The organism is Klebsiella sp. ME-303 (assembly GCF_007910085.1).
Classification (GTDB): Bacteria; Pseudomonadota; Gammaproteobacteria; order Enterobacterales; family Enterobacteriaceae; genus Klebsiella; species Klebsiella michiganensis.
In genome coordinates this window covers 84,921-110,778 of sequence record NZ_VOJB01000086.1, presented here as the reverse complement: position 1 = coordinate 110,778, position 25,858 = coordinate 84,921, and the positions used below count along the sequence as shown (strand labels likewise).

21 protein-coding genes are annotated in these 25,858 nt (G+C 57.8%); 13 read left to right on the top strand and 8 right to left on the bottom strand.

Annotated features, from left to right (window positions below; all coding sequences use genetic code 11):
- Positions 1 to 175: 175 nt before the first annotated feature.
- Positions 176 to 2,206 carry an alpha-amylase gene (locus FQK12_RS18495; protein WP_014227210.1) on the top strand — a complete coding sequence of 677 codons (2,031 nt, stop codon included), beginning with the start codon at positions 176 to 178 and terminating at the stop codon, positions 2,204 to 2,206.
- A 174-nt stretch (positions 2,207 to 2,380) separates the two neighbouring features.
- A complete protein-coding gene (gene avtA / locus FQK12_RS18490; protein ID WP_014227211.1) occupies positions 2,381 to 3,637 on the top strand; it encodes a valine--pyruvate transaminase in 1,257 nt (418 codons plus the stop codon).
- Positions 3,638 to 3,787: 150 nt separating this feature from the next.
- Here the strand turns inward: avtA and FQK12_RS18485 are convergent, their stop codons facing one another.
- Both FQK12_RS18485 and yiaJ read right to left on the bottom strand, forming a co-directional pair.
- On the bottom strand, positions 3,788 to 4,276 hold the full coding sequence (locus tag FQK12_RS18485) for a 4Fe-4S dicluster domain-containing protein (protein ID WP_014227212.1): 489 nt from the start codon (positions 4,274 to 4,276) through the stop codon (positions 3,788 to 3,790).
- 118 nt (positions 4,277 to 4,394) lie between these two features.
- On the bottom strand, positions 4,395 to 5,213 hold the full coding sequence (gene yiaJ, locus FQK12_RS18480; RefSeq protein ID WP_014839765.1) for an IclR family transcriptional regulator YiaJ: 819 nt from the start codon (positions 5,211 to 5,213) through the stop codon (positions 4,395 to 4,397).
- Between the two features lie 218 nt (positions 5,214 to 5,431).
- Here yiaJ and yiaK point away from each other — a divergent pair, with 218 nt between their 5' ends.
- The 8 genes from yiaK (at position 5,432) to araD (ending at position 13,008) form a co-directional block, all read left to right on the top strand.
- Positions 5,432 to 6,430: a 3-dehydro-L-gulonate 2-dehydrogenase gene (gene yiaK / locus FQK12_RS18470; RefSeq protein WP_014227214.1), complete on the top strand. Its 999-nt coding sequence runs from the start codon at positions 5,432 to 5,434 to the stop codon at positions 6,428 to 6,430.
- Positions 6,431 to 6,441: 11 nt separating this feature from the next.
- The gene (locus FQK12_RS18465) at positions 6,442 to 6,906 is read left to right on the top strand and encodes a YhcH/YjgK/YiaL family protein (RefSeq protein ID WP_014227215.1); all 465 of its coding nucleotides are present in this window, start codon (positions 6,442 to 6,444) and stop codon (positions 6,904 to 6,906) included.
- A gap of 13 nt (positions 6,907 to 6,919) precedes the next feature.
- Positions 6,920 to 7,849, top strand: a complete 930-nt coding sequence (locus FQK12_RS18460; protein ID WP_014227216.1) for a DUF4862 family protein — start codon at positions 6,920 to 6,922, stop codon at positions 7,847 to 7,849.
- A gap of 52 nt (positions 7,850 to 7,901) precedes the next feature.
- Positions 7,902 to 9,221 (top strand): MFS transporter, encoded by a 1,320-nt coding sequence (locus FQK12_RS18455; protein ID WP_014227217.1) that lies wholly within the window; start codon positions 7,902 to 7,904, stop codon positions 9,219 to 9,221.
- Between the two features lie 77 nt (positions 9,222 to 9,298).
- Positions 9,299 to 10,804 (top strand): FGGY-family carbohydrate kinase, encoded by a 1,506-nt coding sequence (locus FQK12_RS18450; RefSeq protein WP_014227218.1) that lies wholly within the window; start codon positions 9,299 to 9,301, stop codon positions 10,802 to 10,804.
- On the top strand, positions 10,801 to 11,463 hold the full coding sequence (gene ulaD / locus FQK12_RS18445) for a 3-keto-L-gulonate-6-phosphate decarboxylase UlaD (RefSeq protein WP_014227219.1): 663 nt from the start codon (positions 10,801 to 10,803) through the stop codon (positions 11,461 to 11,463). Before FQK12_RS18450 ends, ulaD begins: the two co-directional genes overlap by 4 nt.
- Entirely contained in the window at positions 11,456 to 12,316 is an 861-nt protein-coding gene (locus tag FQK12_RS18440) for an L-ribulose-5-phosphate 3-epimerase (protein ID WP_014227220.1), read from the top strand. Before ulaD ends, FQK12_RS18440 begins: the two co-directional genes overlap by 8 nt.
- On the top strand, positions 12,310 to 13,008 hold the full coding sequence (gene araD / locus FQK12_RS18435; RefSeq protein WP_014227221.1) for an L-ribulose-5-phosphate 4-epimerase: 699 nt from the start codon (positions 12,310 to 12,312) through the stop codon (positions 13,006 to 13,008). The genes FQK12_RS18440 and araD overlap by 7 nt, the downstream gene beginning before the upstream one ends.
- Before the next feature lie 306 nt (positions 13,009 to 13,314).
- Here the strand turns inward: araD and FQK12_RS18430 are convergent, their stop codons facing one another.
- A complete protein-coding gene (locus tag FQK12_RS18430) occupies positions 13,315 to 14,130 on the bottom strand; it encodes a helix-turn-helix domain-containing protein (protein WP_014227222.1) in 816 nt (271 codons plus the stop codon).
- Between the two features lie 252 nt (positions 14,131 to 14,382).
- Here FQK12_RS18430 and FQK12_RS18425 point away from each other — a divergent pair, with 252 nt between their 5' ends.
- Positions 14,383 to 15,783 carry an MFS transporter gene (locus tag FQK12_RS18425; RefSeq protein ID WP_038422937.1) on the top strand — a complete coding sequence of 467 codons (1,401 nt, stop codon included), beginning with the start codon at positions 14,383 to 14,385 and terminating at the stop codon, positions 15,781 to 15,783.
- Positions 15,784 to 15,793: 10 nt separating this feature from the next.
- A complete protein-coding gene (locus FQK12_RS18420) occupies positions 15,794 to 17,755 on the top strand; it encodes a glycoside hydrolase family 127 protein (RefSeq protein WP_014227223.1) in 1,962 nt (653 codons plus the stop codon).
- Between the two features lie 113 nt (positions 17,756 to 17,868).
- Here FQK12_RS18420 and selB read toward each other — a convergent pair whose 3' ends face one another.
- The 5 genes from selB to FQK12_RS18395 all read right to left on the bottom strand — a co-directional run bounded on the left by selB (position 17,869) and on the right by FQK12_RS18395 (position 23,402).
- Complete coding sequence (selB, locus tag FQK12_RS18415) at positions 17,869 to 19,710, bottom strand: selenocysteine-specific translation elongation factor (protein ID WP_014227224.1); 1,842 nt, start codon at positions 19,708 to 19,710, stop codon at positions 17,869 to 17,871.
- The gene (gene selA / locus FQK12_RS18410; protein ID WP_014227225.1) at positions 19,707 to 21,095 is read right to left on the bottom strand and encodes an L-seryl-tRNA(Sec) selenium transferase; all 1,389 of its coding nucleotides are present in this window, start codon (positions 21,093 to 21,095) and stop codon (positions 19,707 to 19,709) included. Before selA ends, selB begins: the two co-directional genes overlap by 4 nt.
- A 95-nt stretch (positions 21,096 to 21,190) precedes the next feature.
- Entirely contained in the window at positions 21,191 to 21,799 is a 609-nt protein-coding gene (locus FQK12_RS18405; protein WP_014227226.1) for a glutathione S-transferase, read from the bottom strand.
- Between the two features lie 91 nt (positions 21,800 to 21,890).
- Positions 21,891 to 23,027 (bottom strand): HlyD family secretion protein, encoded by a 1,137-nt coding sequence (locus FQK12_RS18400; protein ID WP_004855442.1) that lies wholly within the window; start codon positions 23,025 to 23,027, stop codon positions 21,891 to 21,893.
- 3 nt (positions 23,028 to 23,030) lie between these two features.
- Entirely contained in the window at positions 23,031 to 23,402 is a 372-nt protein-coding gene (locus FQK12_RS18395) for a DUF3302 domain-containing protein (RefSeq protein ID WP_004855444.1), read from the bottom strand.
- Between the two features lie 536 nt (positions 23,403 to 23,938).
- Between FQK12_RS18395 and mtlA the strand changes: the two genes are divergently transcribed.
- Positions 23,939 to 25,849: a PTS mannitol transporter subunit IICBA gene (mtlA, locus tag FQK12_RS18390; RefSeq protein ID WP_004855446.1), complete on the top strand. Its 1,911-nt coding sequence runs from the start codon at positions 23,939 to 23,941 to the stop codon at positions 25,847 to 25,849.
- Positions 25,850 to 25,858: the final 9 nt, after the last annotated feature.

Here is a 25,858-nt window from a genome sequence, read left to right as displayed (position 1 = left end):
CGGTTTCCGCCCCATGACAACAGTACAAAAATGCGACAGCCCTCGCATTTTTTGCTTGTTTTTTGAACGCGATCACTCACCCTTTTTCATCCTCCCTGGAAAAGCGCCGGTGGGATGAGTTCATTAGACAGCCAGACGCGCAAACTGAACAAAAAACCGCACACAGGACTCCGGAATGAAACTCGCTGCGCTTGCGTCGCTGCTGTTGCCTGGGATGGCCTTCGCCGCCTGGACTACCGCAGATTTCCCCGCCTTTACCGAAGAAGGCACCGGCAGATTTATCAGTCAAAACGAGGTAGCAAAGGGTACGCGCCCTCTGCGGATTAATTTTGACCAACAGTGCTGGCAGCCTGCCGGCGCGATCAAGCTCAACCAGATGCTGTCTATGGAACCTTGCCGCGATCCGGCGCCGCAGTGGCGCGTATTCCGCGATGGCCGCTATACCCTGGAAGTCGATACCCGTTCAGGTACGCCAACCATGATGGTCTCTCTGGAGGAGAAACAGACCGCCGCCGCCGCGCCGCAGATGAAGCAGTGTCCGAAATGGGATGGCAAGCCGCTTACCATTGACGTCAGCAAATCCTTCGCCGAAGGCAGTAAAGTTCGCGATTTCTATAGCGGTAATATCGCGACCGTCAGCAGCGGTAAAGTTACCCTCCAGCCGGCGTTTAACAGCAATGGTCTGCTGCTGCTTGAACGCGCGGAAACGGAAGCCGCCGCGCCGTTCAACTGGCATAACGCCACCGTCTATTTCGTGCTGACCGATCGCTTTGTCAACGGCAACCCGGCCAACGACAATAGCTATGGCCGCCACAAAGACGGCATGCAGGAAATTGGCACCTTCCACGGCGGCGACCTGCAGGGCCTGACCAGCAAACTGGATTACATCCAGCAGCTCGGCGTTAACGCGCTCTGGATCAGTTCGCCGCTGGAACAAATCCACGGCTGGGTCGGCGGCGGTACGAAAGGCGATTTCCCGCACTACGCCTATCACGGCTATTACACCCAGGACTGGACGAAGCTGGATGCCAATATGGGAACGGAAGACGATCTGCGCCGCCTCGTCGATGAGGCCCACAAGCGCGGGATCCGCATTCTGTTCGACGTGGTGATGAACCATACCGGCTACGCGACCCTGGCCGATATGCAGGAGTTTCAGTTTGGCTCGCTGTACATCCAGGGCGATGAGCTGAAAAAGACCCTCGGAGAGCGCTGGACCGACTGGAAGCCCCGCGCGGGACAAAGCTGGCACAGCTTTAACGACTACATTAACTTCAGCGACAAAGCCGGTTGGGAAAAATGGTGGGGTAAAAAGTGGATCCGCACCGATATTGGCGATTACGACAACCCCGGATTTGATGACCTGACGATGTCGCTGGCCTTCCTGCCGGATCTGAAAACCGAATCCACGGCGCCATCCGGCCTGCCAAACTTCTATCGCCATAAGCCGGATACCGCGGCCAAAGCGATCCCCGGCTATACGCCGCGCGATTATCTGACCCACTGGCTGAGCCAATGGGTGCGCGACTACGGCATCGACGGCTTCCGCGTCGATACCGCCAAGCACGTCGAGCAGGCCGCCTGGCTGCAGTTAAAAACCCAGGCCACTGAAGCGCTGGCGGAATGGAAAAAAGCCAATCCGGATAAAGCGCTGGATAACGCGCCGTTCTGGATGACCGGCGAGGCCTGGGGCCACGGCGTGATGCAGAGCGACTACTATCGCCACGGTTTTGACGCAATGCTGAATTTTGATTATCAGGATCAGGCGGCGAAAGCGACAAGCTGCCTGGCGAATATCGACCTGACCTGGCAACATATGGCAGAGAAGCTTCAGGATTTCAATGTGTTAAGCTATCTCTCCTCGCACGATACCAGCCTGTTCCGCGAAGGCGGCAGCACGGCGGCGGAATTGCTGCTGCTCGCGCCTGGCGCAGTGCAGATCTTCTACGGCGATGAATCTTCGCGACCGTTCGGCCCGACCGGCTCCGATCCGCTTCAGGGGACGCGCTCAGATATGAACTGGCAGGACGTCAGCGGCAAAGCCGCGCGCAGCGTGACCCACTGGGAGAAACTGGGCCAGTTCCGCGCCCGTCATCCGGCGATTGGCATGGGTAAACAAACCACCCTATCGATGGCGAAAGGCTACGGCTTTATTCGCGAGACCGGCGATGACAAAGTGATGGTGGTATGGGCAGGCCAGCAGTAGCCTTCTGACCCAAGGCTCCCCTGACACTCGGGGGAGCCGCTTCAGAATAAAAATCCAAAATATCTTAATTTAGCAGCATAAAAACAAAATATCTCACTGATACCTCGATTTGCACCCTGTCTGCGCTGGCGTTATGGTTACCCACTTTCCTGGAATACCGACAGACTAATCGCGATGACATTTTCACTTTTTGGCGACAAATTTACCCGTCATTCGGGCATCACCCGCTTGATGGAAGACCTCAATGACGGCCTGCGTACCCCGGGCGCCATCATGCTGGGCGGCGGCAATCCCGCGCAGATTCCGGAAATGAATGATTACTTCCATAGCCTGCTGGCCGACATGCTGAACAGCGGCAAAGCCCTTGATGCGCTTTGTAATTATGACGGTCCGCAGGGTAAAAGCGAGCTGCTGGCCCTGCTGGCGCAGATGCTGCGTGATGAACTGGGTTGGGAGATCGAACCACAGAATATTGCACTGACAAACGGCAGTCAGAGCGCGTTTTTCTACTTGTTTAACCTCTTCGCAGGCCGTCGAGCGGATGGAACCACCCGTAAAGTGCTGTTTCCGTTGACGCCCGAGTACATCGGCTACGCCGATGCCGGCCTCGAAGAAGATCTGTTTGTCGCCACCCGCCCGAACATTGAACTGCTGCCGGAAGGCCAGTTTAAATACCACGTGGATTTCGAACATTTGCAGGTCACGGACGAGACGGGAATGATCTGCGTTTCCCGCCCCACCAACCCAACGGGCAACGTGATCACCGACGATGAGCTGATCAAGCTGGATGCGCTGGCCAACCAGCACGGCATCCCGTTGGTGATTGATAACGCCTACGGCGTTCCGTTCCCGGGAATTATTTTCAGCGACGCCAGGCCGCTGTGGAATCCGAATATCGTGCTGTGCATGAGCCTCTCCAAGCTGGGTCTGCCGGGTAGCCGCTGCGGGATTATCATCGCTAACGAAAAAATCATCACCGCCATCAGCAATATGAACGGCATTATCAGCCTCGCCCCCGGCGGAATGGGGCCGGCCATGATGTGCGAGATGATTAAACGCAACGATCTTCTGCGCCTGTCGGAAACGGTGATAAAGCCGTTCTACTACCAGCGCGTTCAGGAGACTATCGCCATTATTCGCCGCTATTTGCCGGAAGATCGCTGCCTGATTCATAAACCGGAAGGCGCGATTTTTCTCTGGCTATGGTTTAAGGATCTGCCGATTTCTACCGAGCTGCTGTACCAGCGCCTGAAAAAGCGCGGCGTTCTGATGGTGCCGGGCGACTATTTCTTCCCGGGCCTGGATAAACCGTGGCCGCACACGCATCAGTGCATGCGCATGAACTATGTGCCGGACCCGGAGAAGATTGAAGCAGGCGTGAAGATTCTCGCCGAAGAAGTTGAACGCGCATGGGGTGAACAGGACGCGTAAACGAGCGCCAGAATCCTGAATAATCCAGATATATTCCCGGCTCGCGCTGCGCTCAGCCGGGCTACAGGCTTCCAGCGTTCTGCGGACAGGCAGCCCGGACAAGGCGCGCCAGCGCCGCCTCCGGGAACACGCCGTAAGAAGGCATCATCGCTACATCGCCAGCGCCATCCGCTGGCGACGTTCAGCGGCTATTCTCTCCAGCTCCATCGGTTCCATGCAGCGCAGCGCCTGCGTCGGGCATGCCGCCACGCAGGCCGGGCCTTCTTCCCGATGGCTGCACAAATCGCACTTCAGCGCCTGTACGCCCTCCTCCACCCGCATCACCGTCATCGCGCCATAGGGGCACGCCACCATGCAGCTTTTGCAGCCGATGCAGCGGCGCTGATCCACGCGCCAGACCGAATTTTCCCGGCGGATAGCGCCCTCGGGGCAGACGTTGGCGCAGGGCGCATCTTCACACTGGCGGCAAAGCGTCGCCGTCGAGAGTTCGTCATTTTTCACCACGCGGATCCGCGGCGCAAAGCGCATGGCGGAAACGCCAGAACAGTCCTGGTCCCGCTGATGGGATACCACGCAGGCGACTTCACAGGTACGACAGCCGATGCACTTTTGCGCATCCGCGATAATAAACCGGTTCATCCTTGCTCCACTGGGGATAAAAACGCAGAGTGCCAGAAAAAACCGCTTCCGCGCCTTGATCCTGAATGGAGTCAGCGGCGTTTTCTCTCAGATGCCCGGGACAATTTGGTCATCTGCCTTACCCTTCCCGCACGGAAAAGCCCAGTTCGCGGGAAATCGCCTCTGCCGTATCGCGCAGCGGCTTGAGTAAATTCTTCTCTCCTACCTGCTTGAGGCGCGATGTTGATAAGGAGATAGAAATGGCATAAGGCACGCGTCCATGAATATCGAAAACCGGGACCGCCAGGCAGGACACGCCCAACTCGTTCTCTTCCCTGTCCATCGCCATATTACGCTCGCGGATCTGCGCCAGCTCATCATGCATCGCAGGTAAGCCGGTAATGGTATTCCGGGTCAGCGGCTGAATAATATCCTGGTGTGAATTCCAGTAGCTCTCAACGTAGTCAGGATGGCCAAACGCCATATAAATCTTGCCCATTGCCGAGCAGTACAGCGGCATATGCTGGCCAATATAGGCGCGCGTACGCAGCATGCCGGTGGTCGGCTCCAGCTTATAAATCAGGATAGCGTGGTCATCTTCACGGCTGGAGAAGTTCACCGTCTCGCCGGTGGCCAGGTTGAGCGCCTCAAGATGCGGCGCCGCGACGTGGATGATGTTGAGCGACGACAAAGCCTTTTGGCCAACGGCGATAAACTTTGTCGTCAGACGATAGCTCCCCGCCGCCGGGGCTGGCGTCACGTAGCCGCAGGATTGCAGCCCCTGCAATAAGCGATGAACGGTGCTTTTGTTCAGGCCCGCCAGTTCCGACAGATGCGCCAGCGGGCATCCGTTTGGGTAATTACTCAGGATCTCAATCAGCATCAACCCACGAAAAAGGCTCTGGCTTCCGGCAGGCCTCTCCTTGTCTTGCGTTACATCGCTCTCTTTTGTGCCCATCGTTTCCGCTCCCCGTTTTTGTCGCGTTCAGATGGTAGCGCAAAGTGTGTTTCAGTTCACGATCTGAACCGAAAAAACACAACTTTATGATTTTTATGATTTTTAAAAATAACGCTGCCCGTTGATCTGATAAAAATTGATCGCTATATTTGAAATCAGATTTCGCATAGTGAAATTTAGAGATAAAAAAGCGATCAAATCTGACCAGGAAAACAGGAATGAAAGTAACGTTTGAGCAGTTAAAAGAGGCATTCAATCGAGTACTACTGGCACGGGGTATCACCGCAGAAACCGCCGATGCCTGCGCAGAAATGTTTGCCCGCACCACCGAATCCGGCGTCTATTCTCACGGCGTGAACCGCTTTCCTCGCTTCATCCAGCAGCTGGACAACGGCGACATCATCCCCGAGGCTAAACCGCAGCGGGTAACCAGCCTCGGCGCCATCGAGCAGTGGGATGCCCAGCGCTCCATCGGCAACCTGACGGCGAAAAAGATGATGGACCGGGCCATCGAACTGGCTTCCGATCACGGTATCGGCCTGGTGGCGTTACGTAACGCCAACCACTGGATGCGCGGCGGCAGCTATGGCTGGCAGGCGGCGGAAAAAGGCTACATCGGCATCTGCTGGACCAACTCCATCGCCGTTATGCCGCCATGGGGCGCTAAGGAGTGCCGTATCGGCACCAATCCGCTGATCGTCGCCATTCCGTCAACGCCGATCACCATGGTGGATATGTCGATGTCGATGTTCTCCTACGGCATGCTGGAAGTTAACCGCCTTGCCGGCCGCGAGCTGCCCGTGGACGGCGGATTCGACGATGAAGGTCATTTGACCAAAGAACCGGGGGTTATCGAGAAAAACCGCCGTATTTTGCCGATGGGCTACTGGAAAGGTTCCGGCCTGTCGATTGTGCTGGATATGATTGCCACCCTGCTTTCCAACGGCTCTTCCGTTGCCGAAGTGACTCAGGAAAACAGCGATGAATATGGCGTTTCGCAGATCTTCATCGCCATAGAAGTGGATAAGCTGATCGATGGCGCAACCCGCGACGCCAAACTGCAGCGGATTATGGATTTCATCACCACCGCCGAACGCGCCGATGAAAATGTGGCGGTCCGCCTGCCCGGCCATGAATTTACCCGACTGCTGGATGAAAACCGCCGCAACGGTATTACCGTCGATGACAGCGTATGGGCCAAAATTCAGGCGCTGTAAGGAGCTCACCCATGATTTTTGGCCATATTGCTCAACCGAATCCGTGTCGTCTGCCCGCGGCCATTGAACAGGCGCTTGATTTCCTGCGCACGACGGATTTTCACGCGCTGGAACCCGGCGTCGTGGAAATCGACGGCAAGAACATCTTCGCGCAGATTATTGACTTAACCACCCGCGATGCCGCTGACAATCGTCCGGAGGTTCACCGTCGCTATCTGGATATCCAGTTTCTGGCGTGGGGTGAAGAAAAAATCGGTATCGCCATTGATACCGGCAATAATCAAATCAGCGAATCGTTGTTAGAACAGCTCGATATTATTTTCTATCACGACAGCGAACATGAATCGTTCTTTGAAATGACGCCAGGCAACTATGCGATATTTTTCCCGCAAGATGTGCATCGTCCTGGATGTAATAAAACTGTAGCCACCCCGATCCGCAAAATAGTCGTTAAGGTCGCTATTTCAGTTTTATAAAAAGGAGCACAAAATGAATTCGAATAATACCGGTTACATTATCGGTGCGTACCCCTGTGCACCCTCATTTCACCAAAAGAGTGAAGAGGAAGAGACGGAATTCTGGCGGCAGCTCTCCGACACCCCGGATATTCGCGGGCTGGAGCAACCCTGCCTTGAACATCTTCATCCGCTCGGCGACGAGTGGTTATTGCGCCATACCCCGGGACACTGGCAGATTGTCGTTACCGCCATCATGGAAACCATGCGCCGCCGCGGTGAAAACGGCGGCTTTGGGCTGGCATCCAGCGACGAAGAGCAGCGCAAAGCCTGCGTGGAGTACTATCGTCACCTGCAGCAGAAGATCGCTAAAATCAATGGTAAGACCGCCGGAAAGGTCATTGCCCTTGAGCTTCACGCCGCCCCGCTGGCGGGCAATGCCAACGTGGCTCAGGCTACCGACGCCTTTGCTCGTTCATTAAAAGAGATTACCCGCTGGGACTGGTCCTGCGAGCTGGTGCTGGAGCACTGCGACGCGATGACCGGCACCGCGCCGCGCAAAGGATTTTTGCCGTTAGAAAACGTGCTGGAAGCCATTGCCGACTACGACATCAGCATCTGTATCAACTGGGCGCGCTCTGCCATTGAAGGGCGGAATACCGTTCTACCGCTCACCCATACGCAGCAGGCAAAACGGGCAGGGAAGCTCGGCGCGCTGATGTTTTCCGGCACGACGCAAACCGGCGAGTACGGCGAATGGCAGGATTTACACGCGCCGTTCGCGCCTTTCTGCCCGCAGAGCCTGATGACCACCGACCACGCCCGTGAATTATTTGCCTGCGCAGGAGCCGATCCCCTGCAATTCTCAGGTATCAAATTACTGGAAATCACTGCCAGCGCAAACGTTGACCATCGCATCGCGATATTACGCGACGGCATCTCAGCGCTAAAACAAGCACAATAATAATAACCACCTTCATCGCCAGAATATTTTTTAATATTACGAGACTATAAAGATGAATATAACCTCTAACTCTACACCCAAAAATATACCGCGCCAGCGCTGGTTAAGAATTATTCCCCCAATACTGATCACCTGTATTATTTCTTATATGGACCGGGTCAATATTGCCTTTGCCATGCCCGGCGGCATGGACGCCGACTTAGGTATTTCCGCCACCATGGCGGGGCTGGCGGGCGGTATTTTCTTTATCGGTTATCTATTTTTACAGGTTCCCGGCGGGAAAATTGCCGTTCACGGCAGCGGTAAGAAATTTATCGGCTGGTCGCTGGTCGCCTGGGCGGTTATCTCCGTGCTGACGGGGTTAATTACCAATCAGTACCAGCTGCTGGCCCTGCGCTTCTTACTAGGCGTGGCGGAAGGCGGCATGCTGCCGGTCGTTCTCACCATGATCAGTAACTGGTTCCCTGATGCGGAACGCGGTCGCGCCAACGCGATTGTCATTATGTTCGTGCCGATTGCCGGGATTATCACCGCCCCGCTCTCAGGCTGGATTATCACGGTTCTCGACTGGCGCTGGCTGTTTATTATCGAAGGTTTGCTCTCGCTGGTTGTTTTGGTTCTGTGGGCCTACACCATCTATGACCGTCCGCAGGAAGCGCGCTGGATCTCTAAAGCAGAGCAGAACTATCTGGTCGAGACGCTGGCCGCAGAGCAACGGGCCATTGCCGGCACCGAAGTGAAAAACGCCTCTCTGAGCGCCGTTCTCTCCGACAAAACCATGTGGCAGCTTATCGCCCTGAACTTCTTCTACCAGACCGGCATTTACGGCTACACCCTGTGGCTGCCCACCATTCTGAAAGAATTAACCCACAGCAGCATGGGGCAGGTCGGGATGCTCGCCATTCTGCCGTACGTCGGCGCCATTGCCGGGATGTTCCTGTTCTCTTCTCTTTCAGACCGAACCGGTAAACGCAAGCTGTTCGTCTGCCTGCCGCTGATTGGCTTCGCTCTGTGCATGTTCCTGTCGGTGGCGCTGAAAAATCAAATATGGCTCTCCTATGCCGCGCTGGTCGGCTGCGGATTCTTCCTGCAATCGGCGGCTGGCGTGTTCTGGACCATCCCGGCACGTCTGTTCAGCGCTGAAATGGCGGGCGGCGCGCGCGGGGTTATCAACGCGCTTGGCAACCTCGGCGGATTTTGTGGTCCTTATGCGGTCGGGGTTCTGATCACGCTGTACAGCAAAGACGCCGGCGTTTATTGCCTGGCGATCTCCCTGGCGCTGGCCGCGCTGATGGCGCTGCTGCTGCCGGCGAAATGCGATGCCGGTGCTGCGCCGGTAAAGACGATAAACCCACATAAACGCACTGCGTAAAATCGAGCCCGGCGGCGCTGCGCCTGCCGGGCCTGCGAAATATGCCGGGTCCTCCCGGCAAGAATGAGATGCGAAAGATGAGCAAGAAACAGGCCTTCTGGCTGGGTATTGATTGTGGCGGCACGTATCTGAAAGCCGGTTTATATGATGCCGAAGGTCATGAACATGGCATTGTGCGGCAAGCGCTACAGACGATGTCGCCCCTGCCGGGTTACGCCGAACGCGACATGCATCAGCTCTGGCAACACTGCGCGGCAACCATTGCCGAACTATTACAACGGGCAGGGGTATCCGGTGAACAGATTAAAGGCGTGGGCATCTCCGCTCAGGGTAAGGGTCTCTTTCTCCTCGATAAGCAGGATCGGCCGCTGGGTAACGCCATCCTCTCGTCCGATCGTCGGGCGCTGAATATCGTTCAGCGCTGGCAGCGGGACCGTATTCCCGAACGGCTCTATCCCGTTACCCGCCAGACGCTATGGACCGGGCATCCGGCTTCTCTGCTGCGCTGGGTCAAAGAGAATGACCCCCAGCGCTACGCGCAAATTGGCTGCGTGATGATGGGGCATGACTATCTGCGCTGGTGCCTAACCGGCGTGAAAGGCTGCGAGGAGAGCAACATCTCCGAGTCCAACCTCTACAACATGTCCACGGGCCAGTACGACCCGTGTCTGACCCAATGGCTGGGGATCGGCGAAGTGGATAGCGCGCTGCCCCCCGTTGTAGGGTCAGCCGAAATATGCGGGGAGATCACCGCTCAGGCAGCCGCTTTAACCGGTCTGGCGGCGGGTACTCCCGTCGTTGGCGGCCTGTTTGACGTGGTCTCCACCGCCCTTTGCGCCGGGATTGAGGATGAGTCGACCCTCAATGCGGTGATGGGGACCTGGGCCGTCACCAGCGGTATCGCTCACGGTCTGCGCGAACATGAGGCTCACCCTTACGTCTATGGCCGCTACGTCAATGACGGCCAGTATATCGTTCACGAAGCCAGCCCGACCTCATCCGGCAACCTCGAATGGTTTACCGCCCAGTGGGGCGATCTCTCGTTTGATGAGATCAATCAGGCCGTAGCCAGTTTGCCGAAAGCCGGGAGCGAGCTGTTTTTTCTGCCGTTTCTCTACGGCAGCAACGCCGGGCTGGAGATGACCTGCGGCTTTTACGGCATGCAGGCGCTGCATACCCGCGCGCACCTGCTGCAGGCGGTTTATGAAGGCGTGGTATTCAGCCATATGACCCATCTCAACCGTATGCGCGAACGCTTTACAAGCGTTCAGGCCCTGCGCGTCACCGGCGGCCCGGCGCACTCCGACGTCTGGATGCAAATGCTGGCGGACGTCAGCGGCTTACGCGTTGAACTGCCGCAGGTGGAAGAGACCGGCTGCTTTGGCGCCGCCCTCGCGGCGCGCGTCGGCACCGGCGTATACCGCAGCTTTAGCGAAGCCCGGCGCGCCCGGCAGCACCCGGTACGCACGCTGCTGCCCGATATGACCGCCCACGCGCGCTATCAGCGCAAATACCGCCACTACCAGGATTTGATTGAAGCACTACAGGGCTATCACGCCCGTATTAAGGAGCACGCATTATGAGCCGACCATTACTGCAGCTGGCGCTCGACCACACCAGCCTTCAGGCTGCGCAGCGCGATGTCGCCCTGCTACAGGATCACGTTGATATCGTGGAGGCGGGGACCATCCTCTGTTTGACCGAGGGGCTTAACGCAGTTACAGCCCTGCGCGCCCAGTGTCCGCAGAAGATCATCGTCGCCGACTGGAAAGTCGCCGACGCCGGTGAAACCCTGGCGCAGCAGGCCTTTGGCGCTGGCGCCAACTGGATGACCATCATCTGCGCCGCGCCGCTCGCCACGGTCGAGAAAAGCCACGCCGTGGCCCAGGCCTGCGGCGGTGAAATTCAGATGGAGCTGTTCGGCAACTGGACGCTGGATGACGCCCGCGCCTGGTACCGTACCGGCGTCCATCAGGCAATTTACCATCGCGGGCGCGATGCCCAGGCCAGCGGGCAGCAGTGGGGGGAGGCGGATCTGGCGCGCATGAAAGCGCTCTCCGACATTGGCCTTGAGCTATCGATCACCGGCGGGATTACTCCGGCCGATCTGCCGCTGTTCAAGGATATCAACGTCAAAGCGTTTATTGCCGGGCGCGCGCTGGCAGGCGCTGCCCATCCGGCACGGGTTGCCGCCGAATTCCACGCGCAAATCGACGCTATCTGGGGAGAACAGCATGCGTAACCACCCGTTAGGTATTTATGAAAAAGCGCTGGCGAAGGATCTCAGCTGGCCTGAGCGGCTGGTGCTGGCCAAAAGCTGCGGTTTTGATTTTGTCGAAATGTCGGTGGACGAGACCGACGAACGCCTTTCGCGCCTGGAGTGGACATCGGCCCAGCGGGCATCGCTGGTGAGCGCGATGCTGGAAACCGGCGTCGCTATTCCCTCAATGTGCCTGTCCGCCCATCGCCGTTTCCCCTTTGGCAGCCGCGACGAGGCGGTACGCGAGCGGGCGCGGGAGATTATGACCAAAGCCATCCGCCTGGCGCGCGATCTGGGGATTCGTACTATTCAGCTGGCGGGTTACGACGTCTATTACGAAGAGCACGATGAAGGCACCCGGCAGCGTTTTGCCGAAGGGCTGGCCTGGGCGGTAGAACAGGCCGCCGCCGCGCAGGTGATGCTGGCGGTGGAGATCATGGACACCGACTTTATGAACTCCATCAGCAAATGGAAAAAGTGGGACGAGAGGCTTTCGTCACCGTGGTTTACCGTCTATCCGGACGTCGGCAACCTCAGCGCCTGGGGGAACGACGTCACCGCCGAGCTGAAACTGGGTATCGATCGTATCGCCGCCATCCACCTGAAGGACACGCTGCCCGTGACCGACAATAGCCCGGGCCAGTTCCGCGACGTGCCGTTCGGCGAAGGATGTGTTGATTTTGTCGGCATCTTTAAGACGCTGCATGAACTGAACTACCGCGGTTCGTTTCTGATTGAGATGTGGACGGAGAAGGCCAGCGAACCGGTGCTGGAGATTATCCAGGCCCGGCGCTGGATTGAATCACGGATGCAGGAAGGAGGTTTCACATGTTAGAACAACTGAAAGCCGAGGTGCTGGCGGCAAACCTGGCGCTCCCGGCGCACCGGCTGGTCACCTTTACCTGGGGCAACGTCAGCGCGGTGGATGAAACGCGCCGTCTGATGATCATTAAGCCCTCCGGCGTCGAATATGAGGTGATGACCGCCGACGATATGGTGGTCGTAGAGATCGCCAGCGGTAAGATCGTTGAAGGCGCTAAAAAACCCTCTTCGGATACGCCAACGCATCTGGCGCTTTATCGTCGCTATCCGCAGATCGGCGGGATCGTGCATACCCACTCCCGCCATGCGACGATCTGGTCGCAGGCCGGTCTCGATCTCCCCGCCTGGGGCACCACCCACGCCGACTATTTTTATGGCGCCATTCCCTGCACCCGGCCGATGACCGTTGAGGAGATTAACGGGGAGTATGAGTATCAGACCGGCGAAGTGATTATCAAAACCTTTGAACAGCGCGGTCTGGATCCGGCGCAAATCCCGGCGGTATTAGTCCATTCGCACGGCCCGTTTGCCTGGGGTAAAGATGCGGCCGACGCCGTACATAACGCCGTGGTACTTGAAGAGTGCGCCTATATGGGCCTGTTCTCGCGCCAGCTGGCGCCACAGCTGCCGGATATGCAGTCTGAACTGCTCGATAAACACTACCTGCGTAAACACGGCGCGAATGCCTATTACGGGCAAAACTAACACCGTGGGATTCCCGGATGGCGGCTAACGCCTTATCCGGGCTACCGGCGGTCTGCGGTCCCGTAGCCCGGGCAAGGCGCTTTGCGCCGCCCCGGGGGAAGCGTGCAGGATGTTGCAGAATTTTCCCGGAGGCGATGCTGCGCATCTGTCCGGGCTACGCGTCCCCGGCGGTCTGCGGTCCCGTAGCCCGGGCAGGCGCTTTGCGCCGCCCCCGGGGGAAGCGTGCAGAATGTTGCAGAATTTTCCCGGAGGCGATGCTGCGCATCTGTCCGGGCTGCTCGTCCCCGGCGGGAAAACCCATCAACCCTACGCCGAATTAATATGTTCCTTGCAGTAACGACGCTTCCACGCCGCGGGCGTCAGGCTGGTATGCTTACGGAAAATCTTGCGAAAATAGCCGACATCGTTAAATCCGCATTTCATCGCCACCTCGGTGAGCGACAGGGAATCGCTGATAAGCAGCTTTTCCGCCGCCCTCACCCGCTGACGGTGCAGCGCTTCGGTTAAGGTCAGCCGGAAAACATGGCGATAAATCCGCCCCAGATAATCGGCGTTGCAGTGCAGCTCCTGCGCCAGCGTGGATGCGGAAAGGGGCAAATGAAACCGGGTACGAATGATTTGCTGCGCTCTCCACGCCAGCGCGTTGCCGGGGCTGTCGGCGGGCTGTTCACCCGCTGCCGCCGAAACTTGCTGCAGAATCAGCAGCAGGATCAGCTCCAGCGCCACGCTACGATGAATATTTTCCTGCTCGCGTAAGAATTGGCGGAACAACGAAATAATATACTGCGGCTCGCTGACGCGCGTGTGCTGCGGAATCGACAGCAGCGCCTCAGGCAGCGAAACGTTTTCACCTGAGGTCACTTCAAAATGCAGCCAGTAGAATTTTAAATCTGCCGGAAATTGCCCGATTCCGACGTGTAAACGCCGCGGCCAGAGCAATAAACTTTCCCCGGCGTTGACGCTAAAAATCTCGTTGTTTTCGCGGATCGTTAATGTCCCTTTTTCCACAAAGATTATTTCCCAAGAGTGAAGCTGACGAGCCGGATGGCTGCCGATGCCTCGGGAAATAAACAACCCACCATTTTGCACCTTAATCGGAAGTGACATGGACAATTCAAGCATAGACATTCAATATTCCGCTTTTAATAGCATTAATAACCCCTATTGCCTTTGATTATTCACGATAAAATAGCCGTCTGCTGGATCGAAATCACATTTTTACCATCAGGTCGGAATCGTCCTCTTTTTATACTTTTTCCTTCCCTTGTTGCCCCCAACATTTAGTGCAGAATAAATAACGTAATTTGCAAATAACACAATTAAAGCCCGCACTTCAGCGGGATATTATTCGCACATCATCTCCGGGAGTTATTTATGACTTCGGCTCCGATTACCACAACTGATTTGGCACAGCGTGCCCAGGACGACAAATTATCCCTTCGGGAAAAAATAGGCTACGGATTGGGCGACGCGGGCGGGACGGTGATTACCTGCCTGATCATGAACTTTTTAACTTTTTTCTATACCGATGTCTTTGGCCTGACGCCCGCGCTGGTCGGGACCCTGTTTCTGGCCCTGCGCGTTTTCGACGCCGTTTCCGACCCGATTATGGGCGTGCTGGCCGACCGTACCCAGAGCCGCTGGGGACGCTTTCGTCCCTGGCAGCTGTGGATTGCCGTGCCGATCGGCGTTATCGGCGTCCTGACGTTTACCGTGCCCGACGCCAGCATGGGGGTAAAAATCGCCTGGGCGTTCGGCACCTATCTGCTGCTGTCGGTGAGCTACACCGCGATAAACGTCCCCTACTGCGCGCTGATCAACACGATGACCACGCGTCATAGCGAGGTTATCTCGTGCCAGGCATGGCGCTTTGTCCTGTGCGGCGTGGCGGGATTCTTAGTCTCCGTTGGGCTGCCGTGGATGGTAAAAGCGCTCGGCCAGGGCGATACCGCACAGGGGTATCAGTACGGCGTCGGCGTACTCTGCGCCATCGCGGTGGCGATGTTCCTGTGCTGCTTCTTCTGGGTTCGCGAACGCGTCTCGCTGGATGTCATGGGGAAATTTACCCTGCGCGAGCACATCGCCGGGCTGCGTAAAAACGACCAGCTGCTGCTGATGCTGGTGATGTCATTTCTGCTTATCAACGTCTTCAATATCCGCGGCGGCGGCTACATGTACTTCATCACCTACGTGCTGGGCGGCTCCACCGGCTACACCTCGCTATTCTTCACCATGGTAACCTTCGCCTCGATTGCGGGCTCCGTCATCATCAACCTGCTCTCGCGCCGCTTTGATACCGTCAAACTCTACTACTACACCAACCTGGTGCTGGCCGCTCTGGCCGTGGCGATGTGGTTTTTGCCAACCGGGCAGGCGTACCAGACCCTGTGGCTGGTCGTCATCCTCGGCAACGGCATTATTCTCGGCTTTACCCTGCCGCTGCACTTTTCGCTGATGGCCTTCTCCGACGACTACGGCGAATGGAAAACCGGCGTGCGTTCTTCCGGGATGAACTTCGCCTTTAACCTGTTCTTTATCAAGCTGGCGTGGGCCTCCAGCGCCGGCATTATCAGCCTCGTGTTTATCTACGTGGCCTATCAGCCGGGCGTGGAAAACCAAACGGCATCATCACTGGCGGGTATCGCCTCCATGGAGACCCTGCTGCCCGCCCTGTTCCATCTGCTGCTGGCCTTCACTATTCGCGCCTGCAAGCTCAACAATTCTATGATGGCGCGCATTGCCAGCGACCTGCGCACGCGTCACGTTCAGCCTTAAGGAGTCCGCCATGTCTGTTATGGAAGTCGATCTGCACAAACTGAAAATCAACGACCCGTTCCTCGGCCAGTACCAGCAGCTGGTGCGCGATGTGGTGATCCCTTATCAGTGGGATGCGCTTAACGACCGTATCGAGGAGGCGGACCCGAGCCATGCGATAGAGAACTTCCGCATCGCCGCCGGGCGACAGGAGGGCGAATTCTACGGCATGGTCTTTCAGGACAGCGACGTGGCGAAATGGCTGGAGGCGGTGGCCTGGTCGCTGTGTCAGAAGCCGGACCCCGGGCTGGAAAAAACCGCCGATGAGGTGATTGAACTGGTCGCGGCCGCCCAGTGTGAAGATGGCTATCTGAATACATATTTCACGGTCAAAGCGCCAGAGGAGCGCTGGACCAACCTCGCCGAATGCCACGAACTGTACTGCGCCGGGCACATGATTGAAGCGGGTGTCGCCTTCTTCCAGGCCACCGGCAAACGTCGTCTGCTGGATGTCGTCTGCCGCCTCGCTGACCACATCGATAGCGTGTTTGGCCCCGGAGATAACCGGCTGCACGGCTACCCTGGCCATCCGGAAATCGAGCTGGCGTTAATGCGCCTGTATGACGTCACTCAGGAGCCGCGCTATATCGCGCTGGTGAAGTACTTCGTTGAGGCGCGCGGAACGCAGCCGCATTTTTACGATATCGAATACGAGAAGCGCGGCAAAACCTCCTACTGGAACACCTACGGTCCGGCGTGGATGGTGATGGATAAACCCTACAGCCAGGCGCATCAGCCGATTTCCGAACAGCCGGTCGCCATCGGCCACGCGGTGCGTTTCGTCTATCTGATGACCGGCGTTGCCCACCTCGCCCGTTTAAGTCAGGACGAGGGCAAGCGCCGGGATTGCCTGCGCCTGTGGAAAAATATGGCCCGGCGTCAGCTGTATATCACCGGCGGAATCGGTTCGCAGAGCAGCGGGGAGGCCTTCAGCAGCGACTATGACCTGCCAAACGACACGGTCTATGCCGAAAGCTGTGCTTCCATTGGCCTGATGATGTTTGCCCGCCGGATGCTGGAGATGGAAGCCGACAGCCAATATGCCGACGTGATGGAGCGCGCGCTGTATAACACCGTGCTGGGTGGAATGGCGCTCGACGGCAAGCACTTCTTCTACGTCAATCCGCTGGAAGTGCATCCAAAATCCTTAAAATTCAACCATATTTACGATCACGTTAAGCCCGTCCGTCAGCGCTGGTTCGGCTGCGCCTGCTGCCCGCCGAATATCGCACGGGTACTCACCTCGCTGGGGCACTATATCTACACGCCGCACGACGACGTCCTGTACATCAACCTGTATGTCGGCAACAGCGTGGAGATCCCGGTGGGCAATGAGGCGCTACGCCTGCGCATCAGCGGCAACTATCCGTGGCAGGAACAGGTGAAGATAGTCATCGATTCATCTTCACCGGTTAATCATACCCTGGCGCTGCGTCTGCCGGACTGGTGCGATAAGCCGCAGGTCACGCTCAACGGCGCGCCGGTTACGCAGGACGTGCGCAAAGGGTATCTGCACATCAGCCATCTCTGGCAGGAGGGCGACACGCTACAGTTAACCCTGCCGATGCCGGTGCGCCGCATTTACGGTAACCCGCTGGTGCGCCACCAGGCAGGCCAGGTCGCCGTCCAGCGCGGTCCGCTGGTTTACTGCCTGGAGCAGGCGGATAACGGCGAGCAATTGCATAACCTGCAGCTGCCGCGCGACGCCCGGTTTAGCGCTGTCGAAGGCAAAGGGATTTTTGCCCGCAAGATACTTCTCCAGGCGCCGGGCTATAAGCAAACGGCGGAAGATGCCGAAAACCAGGCCCTATGGCACTATGACCGCGCGCCGTCCTCCCGTCAGCCGCAAGTATTAACCTTTATTCCGTGGTTTAGCTGGGCCAACCGCGGCGAAGGCGAGATGCGCATCTGGGTGAACGAAGCGGAAGCGTAAATGTGAGTGTGAGCATTCCCCGGTGGCGCTGCGCTTACCGGGGCGACAAGGTTTGTGCGTTATCGTAGCCCGGGTAAGGCGTTCACGCCGCGACCCGGGACTACCTGCTTATGCTAAAGGAACAATGCCTTATCGCGCAGAATATGATCGTTGCCGCGACGGCGGGTAAAACCGATGCGGTCGAAATATTCGAGGATCTGAATCGCCAGCTTGCGCCCGACGTTCAGCGTATCGCGGAAATCCGCCGCGCAGGTTGAGCCCCTTTCCAGATCCAAATCGCGGATCATTTTGGCAAACGCCACAATCCGATCGTTGCGATAGTAGCGATCTTTCACGATCGCGGTAATCATCCCCTGCTGCGCCGCCTGGCGTAATACCGCCCGCATTAACGACTCTTCTACGTTGGCTTCACGCGCCAGATCGCGTACCCACCATGGCTCATCGGCAAACAGCCCGGCAACCCGCTGCCAGATGGCCTGCTGCTCGTCGGTAAAGCCCGCTTTATGCTCCGGCAGATGCAGCCAGCCGTGGTGGCTGTGAACAATGCCGCTTTCGCGCATCTGCTCAATCAACAGCAGCACCAGCGCTTCATCTTCCATCGGCAGCGCAATACGCCGCAGGCGTTCGCGGCCCGGTCCTGGCTCATCGCGATGCTGATCGTGATAGCGCGCCAGGGCATCGAGCAGCTTCCGCTGCCAGCGCGCGGCGAGCGGGGCGCTCAGCAGGCTATTTCCCGCCTGCAGATAGTCAGGGCGGTGAATCAGCGCGTTGAGGCCATCGCGGCTGAGCTGACGCGCCCAGGCGAAATCATCGAGGCGCACCGCATCGCGCTGAAGGTGAATATCCAGCGCCTGGACGTCATCGCCCTGCGCGGCGGCCAGCGCGTGCAGCCACTGTAAATACTCCGGCTTACGCTTGCCCCGGCGCGGCGGATTGAGGGTCACCACTCGCGCACCGGCCAGCGTCAGGCGCGCGGAAATATCGCGCAGCACCAGACGGTCGTTATCCGCCAGCCGCAGCGGCGTATCGAGAACCAGCTCCGCCAGCGCGCCTTCGAGCAGCGACACGCGGCCGGTAATATGGCTGGCGGCGTGGTGGATATGCAGCGGCTGCCACTGGCTAAGCGGCGTATGGCACTGCAGTTCAACGATGACCCGCTCAGAGGCTTCCGGCGGCGGTACCGCCAGCAGCCAGTCGCCGCGGTTGAGCTCCTCTTTTTGCGCATCGCCGGCAATATTCAGGGCAATGCGCTGGCCGGCCCAGGCCTGCTCAACCGGCTGATTCTGCGCGTGCAAACCGCGCACGCGCATCGGTTTATCCACGCCGGTCAGCCACAGCGTATCGCCAACGTTGACCTCGCCGGATAACGCGGTCCCGGTAACCACCAGCCCCGCGCCTTTGACGGTAAATGCCCGGTCGATGGCCAGGCGAAAGCGCTGATGCTGCGGGTGCGCGCGCGCGGAGAGCTGCAGGAGATGCTCGCGCAGCTCGGCGATGCCCCGTCCTTCCGTCGCCGCGACGGCAAACAGGGTCGCGCCGGTAAAGCCGAACTCCGCCAGCACCGCGTCGATTTCCGCCTCCACCTCCTCAATCCGCGCCGCTTCTACGCGGTCCGCTTTGGTCAGCGCCACGGTTAGCGTTGGCTGCCCGGTAAGCTGGAGGATCGCCAGATGTTCGCGGGTTTGCGCCATCACGCCATCATCGCAGGCCACCACCAGCAGCGCGTGATCGATACCGCCGACGCCGGCCAGCATATTGGACAAAAACTTTTCGTGGCCGGGAACGTCGATAAAACCCAGCACCCGCCCGTCGGGCTGCGGCCAGTAGGCGTAGCCGAGGTCGATAGTCATCCCGCGCGCTTTCTCTTCCGGCAGGCGATCGGCGTTGATACCGGTAATCGCCTGCAGCAGCGTGGTTTTGCCGTGGTCAACGTGTCCGGCGGTGGCAATAATCATCTCAATAACATCTCCATAAACCGGGATTCATCCTCAAGACAGCGCAGGTCCAGCCACAGGCGGCCATCGTAGATCCTGCCAATAACCGGCACGGGCAACTGACGCCACCGTGCCGCCAGAGCTTCCAGCCGACTGCCGCGCCCATCGCGCGGAGTCAACGTCAACGCCGCGCTGGGCAAGCGGTCCACCGGCAGCGAGCCGCTGCCGATCTGCGACAGGCATGGCTCGACCCGCAGGTCAAAATCAGCATAATGTGCAGCCAGCGCGGCCCGCATGCGCTCGCCCTGCAGGCGGATCTTGTCCGCCTGGCGAGTCAGCAGACGCAGGGTCGGCAGTTCAGCGGCCAGCTTTTCCGGATGCAGATAGAGGCGCAACGTGGCCTCCAGCGCCGCGAGGGTCATTTTATCCGCCCGCAGGGCGCGCTTAAGCGGATGGCTCTGCAAACGCGCGATCAGCGCTTTTTTACCGACGATAATTCCCGCCTGCGGGCCGCCCAGCAGTTTATCGCCGGAGAAGCTTACCAGGCTGACGCCGGCGGCAATCATCTCCTGCGGCATCGGCTCTTTCGGCAGGCCGTACTGGCTTAAATCCACCAGCGAGCCGCTGCCGAGATCGGCCACCACCGGGATATTGAGTTCGCGGCCAATCTCCGCCAGCGCCGCTTCATCGACCGCTTTAGTAAAGCCCTCAATACTGTAGTTGCTGGTGTGCACCTTCATCAGCAGGCCGGTATTGTCATTCACCGCCTGACGATAATCTTTCGCGTGGGTGCGGTTAGTGGTCCCGACTTCATGCAGAACGCAGCCCGCCTGGCGCATCACGTCGGGAATACGAAACGCGCCGCCGATCTCCACCAGCTCGCCGCGCGACACCACCACCTCACTGCCGCCGGCGGTTGCCGCCAGCATCAGCAGCACCGCCGCCGCGTTATTGTTGACGATACAGGCGTCTTCCGCGCCGGTGATCTGGCAAAGCAGGTCGGCCAGCGCGCGATCGCGGTGGCCGCGTCCGGCATCGTCAAGATCGTATTCCAGCGTCACCGGCGCGCGCATCGCCTGGGTCACCGCCTCTACCGCCGCTTCCGCCTGAATCGCCCGCCCAAGGTTGGTGTGCAGCACGGTACCGGTCAGGTTGAACACCGGGCGCAGCGCGCTCTGCTGTCGCTGCGTCAAACGACGCGAGGTCTCCATTAGCCACGCTTCGCACCAGTCCGGCAGCGTCTGGTTCAGGCGGATGTATTCCCGCGCCTCGTCCAGCATCTGACGCAGCTGCGCCACCGTCTGGGCGTGACCGTATTGCATCAACAGCGGTGAAAATGCGGGGTCGCGGAGTAAACGGTCGATGGCCGGAAGCCGGGTATAAAGCGCACGAATTTCGCTAGTCATGAATGAACCTATTTTCCCCCCTCCCGACGGGAGAGGGAGTCAACAAATGAGCAGCAATTGTAATGCCTCCGCGCAAAAACTGTTACCTGTCTGGGTCAACTCACCGGCGGTTCAGTGCGCGCAAAGCTGGCGCGCTGAAAGAGGGAATCCACCAGGCGCACCAGCTTCGGTCGGGTGGCGCACCAGCCCGGCGCGACGCGGCGGAAATTGAGATAAGCAATGGCGCAGGCTGCGGAAATGGTTGCCAGATTAACCTCATCAGGACGTAATGTCCCGTCACTGGCATACCCTTCCAGCGCATCAAGCCCGCGCGCAATTTTTTCACGCTGGCGCAGCAGTTCGCTTTCCGACTGCTGGGCCGCCGGGCGCGTTTTCTCCCGTACCAGCGTTTGCGCAGCCTCCATCACGCCATCAGCCAGCGCTTCAATTTGACGCAATTTCAGCGCAGCCTTCGGCGCCGCAGGCAGCATATCCGGCGCGATGCCGAGCAGCTCCAGATATTGCGCAATAATGGGCGAGTCGTACCAGCATTCACCGTCGTCGGTGACCAGCGCGGGGACTTTTCCCAGCGGATTGTACTGCGCCACGCCGTTGGTCTCGTGGTACGGGAATTCGTTGACGAACTCGAAGGGAATCGCTTTTTCCAGCAGTATGACGGAAATTTTGCGCACAAAGGGACTGGTGTAGCTGCCGATCAGTTTCATTGCCTGCTCCTTTCGCCAACAAAGTAGTAAGTATGGCGCAGGCGCAGGCAAATAGCAGAGAGAGAAATCACCTCATGCCGGACCGACCCCGCTAATGGTCCAGATAAAGATAGTGCATCCAGCTGGTCATCCGCAGCAGCACCTTGCGCATCACCGAAACGTGGGTGAAATGATCGGAGTAGACCGCCACCTGGGCGTAAATGCCGTCAGGCAGGGCGTCTACGGCGGCATCGGGCTCCAGCTCAATGGTCGCCAGCACGCCGTCGGTGCCCGGCGTCACCGTCAGCGCCTGCAGCGTGCCCTGCGCCTGGTATGTTCCCCCCGGTACGACTGGCAGGATGCTCACCAGCTTGCCGCGAAAGACCTGTCCCGGCAGCGCATTGAACACCGCTTCAGCATCGTCGCCCTTCTCCAGCCTGAGCAGCGAATTTTGCCGGAACTGCGCCACAATCAGCCGTTTTTGCTGGGGGATAAAGACCATCACCGGACGCAGCGGCAGCGAGGCGGCATAGGTCCCAGGACGAATTAACACCTGGGTGATATAACCATCGCTGGGCGCGCGCACGGTCGTCTGATCGAGGTTATATTTCGCCTCCGCCAGCTGCGCGCGCAGGCTTACCACCTGCGACTGTTCGCCGTTTATCATGCTGTCGAGCTGGCTCTGAATTTGCGCCTGCTCCGCCACCGATCCTTTCACCATCGCATCCTGGGCGAGGTAGTTTTGCCGGGCATTATCGATATCGCTTTCCGAAAACGGATTGACCCGCGCCTGGCTTCCTTTCAGGTAGCGCTGATAATCCTTATACAGACGGTCGCGCTCCGCCGAAACGCGCGTGGTGTTGGCCTGAGCCTCAGAAAGCTGGGCTTTAAGGGTATTGATACTGTGCAGCGCGGTAACAAGGTCGGCCTGTAGCCGGTCCACCCGCGCCTGATAACGCACCGGATCGATGGTAAACAGCACCTCGCCCTTTTTAACTCGTTGATTTGCTTTATCAGTGACGCTGCTGACCACCCCGGTAACCTGCGGCGTAATAGGAATAGAAATAACCGCTTTTTGCGCGGTAAAGGTATACGGATGGTTGTAGTTCATTAATAAGATAAGCGCGCTAACAATAAATACGCCGCCCAGCGCCGCGGTGGGAACCGTCCATTTATTTACCGGGATCTTAAATATTTTAAATATCGACCAGGCAATCGCCACATAGGTCAAAATAATCAGCAGATCCATGAGTTATTTCTCCACCGAAGGAGGTTGAGCTGACGGTCTGAGACCGGTTATTTGCTGCTCGAGCGCGATAACCCGCTGGCGCAGTTCGCTGATGTCGTCCCCCTCTTCCGCCGCCTCAGACGGCGTCTCGTCCCGCCGATGCTGCATGCCCCAGCCGCGTTCTGGCCGGTAAAGCGTGGCCCAGATCCATAAAAACGGCCAAATGACGTGCAGCGTAAAAAGGCTCACCCAGCCCGCGACGTGAATCGCATCGGCATGCGGGTGATTACGTTTCTTCGCGATCAGGTAAGGAATATCATGGAGAATGATGATTCCATAAAAAATCACCAGAAATACAAAGATCAGAACGCCGAGCGCAAAATAATTGAGAAACATAATTTCCTCGGATTTACGCTAATTATTTTCAGGATGTGTGCCGGGCCGGATGAAAAAAAGGGCCGACAAAATGAGCATAATTCACCCGTATCATTTTCGCCATTGACGACTAAAATGTTCTTTAAGCGATTGCGTTGCTGAGTGACGTATCAGCAAGCGGAACGCGGCATAACCTGCGCGAGATCACACCGAGCTAAATCCAGGTGAAAATATTTTGTGATGAACATCACAAACAAATAACAAAACGTCAAAGTAAATTTGTGATTTTAATCACATAAAAATGCATTATCCCCCCTTAAAACCCGGTCTGTTGTTTTTTTACACATCAATTTTGTGATGCAGATCACTACAAAAGACCATCATCGCCCTATATTCATGTGATCCAAATCACATAAAAATCCACCGACTGGACAGCTTAACGATTCAGTGCCAGATTTCGCACTATCACTCAGGGCCCGGCTACCTCTGCCGCCTTATTAACAACAAGCCTCGGGCTTTCAGCCTGCCGATAGCAAAAACAGAAGAAGGGGTGTTTTATGTCATCCGATATCAAGATCAAAGTGCAAAGCTTTGGTCGTTTCCTCAGCAATATGGTGATGCCAAATATCGGCGCGTTTATCGCGTGGGGTATTATCACCGCACTATTCATTCCGACAGGATGGTTACCGAACGAAACGCTGGCGAAGCTGGTCGGTCCGATGATCACCTATCTGCTGCCGCTGCTGATCGGTTATACCGGCGGTAAGCTGGTTGGCGGCGAGCGCGGCGGCGTGGTCGGCGCGATTACCACCATGGGCGTTATCGTCGGCGCGGATATGCCGATGTTCCTCGGCTCCATGATCGCCGGTCCGCTGGGCGGCTGGGCAATTAAAAAATTCGACGTCTGGGTAGACGGTAAGATCAAATCCGGTTTTGAGATGCTGGTGAATAACTTCTCCGCGGGCATCATCGGTATGATCCTCGCCATTCTGGCGTTCCTCGGCATTGGCCCGGCGGTTGAAGTCCTGTCGAAAATTCTGGCCGCAGGCGTTAACTTCATGGTGGCGCACGAGATGCTGCCGCTGGCCTCTATCTTTGTTGAACCGGCGAAAATCCTGTTCCTCAACAACGCCATTAACCACGGTATTTTCTCGCCGCTGGGTATTCAGCAATCCCACGAGCTGGGCAAATCCATCTTCTTCCTGATTGAAGCTAACCCGGGTCCGGGGATGGGCGTCCTGCTGGCGTATATGTTCTTCGGCCGCGGCAGCGCGAAACAGTCTGCAGGCGGTGCGGCAATCATCCACTTCCTCGGCGGTATTCACGAGATTTACTTCCCGTACGTGCTGATGAACCCGCGTCTGATTCTGGCCGTTATCCTCGGCGGGATGACCGGCGTATTCACCCTGACTATCCTCAACGGCGGGCTGGTCTCTCCGGCTTCTCCGGGTTCTATCCTCGCCGTGCTGGCGATGACGCCGAAAGGCGCTTACTTTGCTAACATCGCGGCGATTATTGCGGCGATGGCCGTCTCCTTTGTGGTCGCAGCCGTGCTGCTGAAAACCAGCAAAGTTAAAGAAGAAGATGATATCGAAGCCGCGACCCGTCGCATGCAGGATATGAAAGCGCAGTCCAAAGGCGGCGCCACGCCGCTGGCCGCTGGCGATGTCGCGAACGACCTGAGCCACGTGCGTAAAATCATCGTCGCCTGCGACGCCGGTATGGGCTCCAGCGCGATGGGCGCAGGCGTGCTGCGTAAAAAAGTGCAGGATGCCGGGCTGAGCAACATCTCCGTGACTAACAGTGCGATCAACAACCTGCCGCCGGATGTTGACCTGGTCATCACCCACCGCGACCTGACCGAGCGTGCGATGCGTCAGGTGCCGCAGGCACAGCATATTTCGCTGACCAACTTCCTCGACAGCGGCCTGTACACCAGCCTGACCGAACGTCTGGTTTCGGCGCAGCGCCACACGGATAACGAAGAGAAAGTCCGCGACAGCCTGAAAGACAGCTTCGATGCGTCTGACACCAATCTGTTCAAACTCGGCGCGGAAAACATCTTCCTCGGTCGTAAAGCGGCGACCAAAGAAGAAGCGATTCTGTTTGCCGGCGAGCAGCTGGTGAAAGGCGGCTACGTTGAGCCGGAATACGTCCAGGCGATGCTGGACCGTGAAAAGCTGACCTCCACCTATCTGGGTGAGTCCATCGCGGTCCCGCACGGCACTATCGAAGCCAAAGATCGCGTTCTGAAAACCGGCATCGTCTTCTGCCAGTACCCGGAAGGCGTACGCTTCGGCGAAGAAGAGGACGAGGTGGCTCGCCTGGTTATCGGTATTGCCGCGCGTAATAACGAGCATATCCAGGTGATTACCAGCCTGACCAACGCGCTGGACGATGAATCGGTCATTGAGCGTCTGGCAAAAACCACCAGCGTTGAAGAAGTTCTGACGCTGCTGAAAGCGTAATCCGTCACC

What these genes read in the sequence shown, in the direction of transcription:
- FQK12_RS18405 (WP_014227226.1), bottom strand. Translation starts at nt 21,799, where the DNA reads ATGAAACTGATCGGCAGCTACACCAGTCCCTTTGTGCGCAAAATTTCC.
- selB (WP_014227224.1), bottom strand. Translation starts at nt 19,710, where the DNA reads ATGATTATTGCCACCGCCGGACACGTTGACCACGGCAAAACCACGCTG.
- mtlA (WP_004855446.1), top strand. Translation starts at nt 23,939, where the DNA reads ATGTCATCCGATATCAAGATCAAAGTGCAAAGCTTTGGTCGTTTCCTC.
- FQK12_RS18440 (WP_014227220.1), top strand. Translation starts at nt 11,456, where the DNA reads ATGCGTAACCACCCGTTAGGTATTTATGAAAAAGCGCTGGCGAAGGAT.
- avtA (WP_014227211.1), top strand. Translation starts at nt 2,381, where the DNA reads ATGACATTTTCACTTTTTGGCGACAAATTTACCCGTCATTCGGGCATC.
- FQK12_RS18400 (WP_004855442.1), bottom strand. Translation starts at nt 23,027, where the DNA reads ATGGATCTGCTGATTATTTTGACCTATGTGGCGATTGCCTGGTCGATA.
- ulaD (WP_014227219.1), top strand. Translation starts at nt 10,801, where the DNA reads ATGAGCCGACCATTACTGCAGCTGGCGCTCGACCACACCAGCCTTCAG.
- FQK12_RS18425 (WP_038422937.1), top strand. Translation starts at nt 14,383, where the DNA reads ATGACTTCGGCTCCGATTACCACAACTGATTTGGCACAGCGTGCCCAG.
- FQK12_RS18395 (WP_004855444.1), bottom strand. Translation starts at nt 23,402, where the DNA reads ATGTTTCTCAATTATTTTGCGCTCGGCGTTCTGATCTTTGTATTTCTG.
- FQK12_RS18460 (WP_014227216.1), top strand. Translation starts at nt 6,920, where the DNA reads ATGAATTCGAATAATACCGGTTACATTATCGGTGCGTACCCCTGTGCA.
- FQK12_RS18485 (WP_014227212.1), bottom strand. Translation starts at nt 4,276, where the DNA reads ATGAACCGGTTTATTATCGCGGATGCGCAAAAGTGCATCGGCTGTCGT.
- FQK12_RS18450 (WP_014227218.1), top strand. Translation starts at nt 9,299, where the DNA reads ATGAGCAAGAAACAGGCCTTCTGGCTGGGTATTGATTGTGGCGGCACG.
- FQK12_RS18420 (WP_014227223.1), top strand. Translation starts at nt 15,794, where the DNA reads ATGTCTGTTATGGAAGTCGATCTGCACAAACTGAAAATCAACGACCCG.
- yiaK (WP_014227214.1), top strand. Translation starts at nt 5,432, where the DNA reads ATGAAAGTAACGTTTGAGCAGTTAAAAGAGGCATTCAATCGAGTACTA.
- FQK12_RS18430 (WP_014227222.1), bottom strand. Translation starts at nt 14,130, where the DNA reads ATGCTTGAATTGTCCATGTCACTTCCGATTAAGGTGCAAAATGGTGGG.
- yiaJ (WP_014839765.1), bottom strand. Translation starts at nt 5,213, where the DNA reads ATGGGCACAAAAGAGAGCGATGTAACGCAAGACAAGGAGAGGCCTGCC.
- selA (WP_014227225.1), bottom strand. Translation starts at nt 21,095, where the DNA reads ATGACTAGCGAAATTCGTGCGCTTTATACCCGGCTTCCGGCCATCGAC.
- araD (WP_014227221.1), top strand. Translation starts at nt 12,310, where the DNA reads ATGTTAGAACAACTGAAAGCCGAGGTGCTGGCGGCAAACCTGGCGCTC.
- FQK12_RS18465 (WP_014227215.1), top strand. Translation starts at nt 6,442, where the DNA reads ATGATTTTTGGCCATATTGCTCAACCGAATCCGTGTCGTCTGCCCGCG.
- FQK12_RS18455 (WP_014227217.1), top strand. Translation starts at nt 7,902, where the DNA reads ATGAATATAACCTCTAACTCTACACCCAAAAATATACCGCGCCAGCGC.
- FQK12_RS18495 (WP_014227210.1), top strand. Translation starts at nt 176, where the DNA reads ATGAAACTCGCTGCGCTTGCGTCGCTGCTGTTGCCTGGGATGGCCTTC.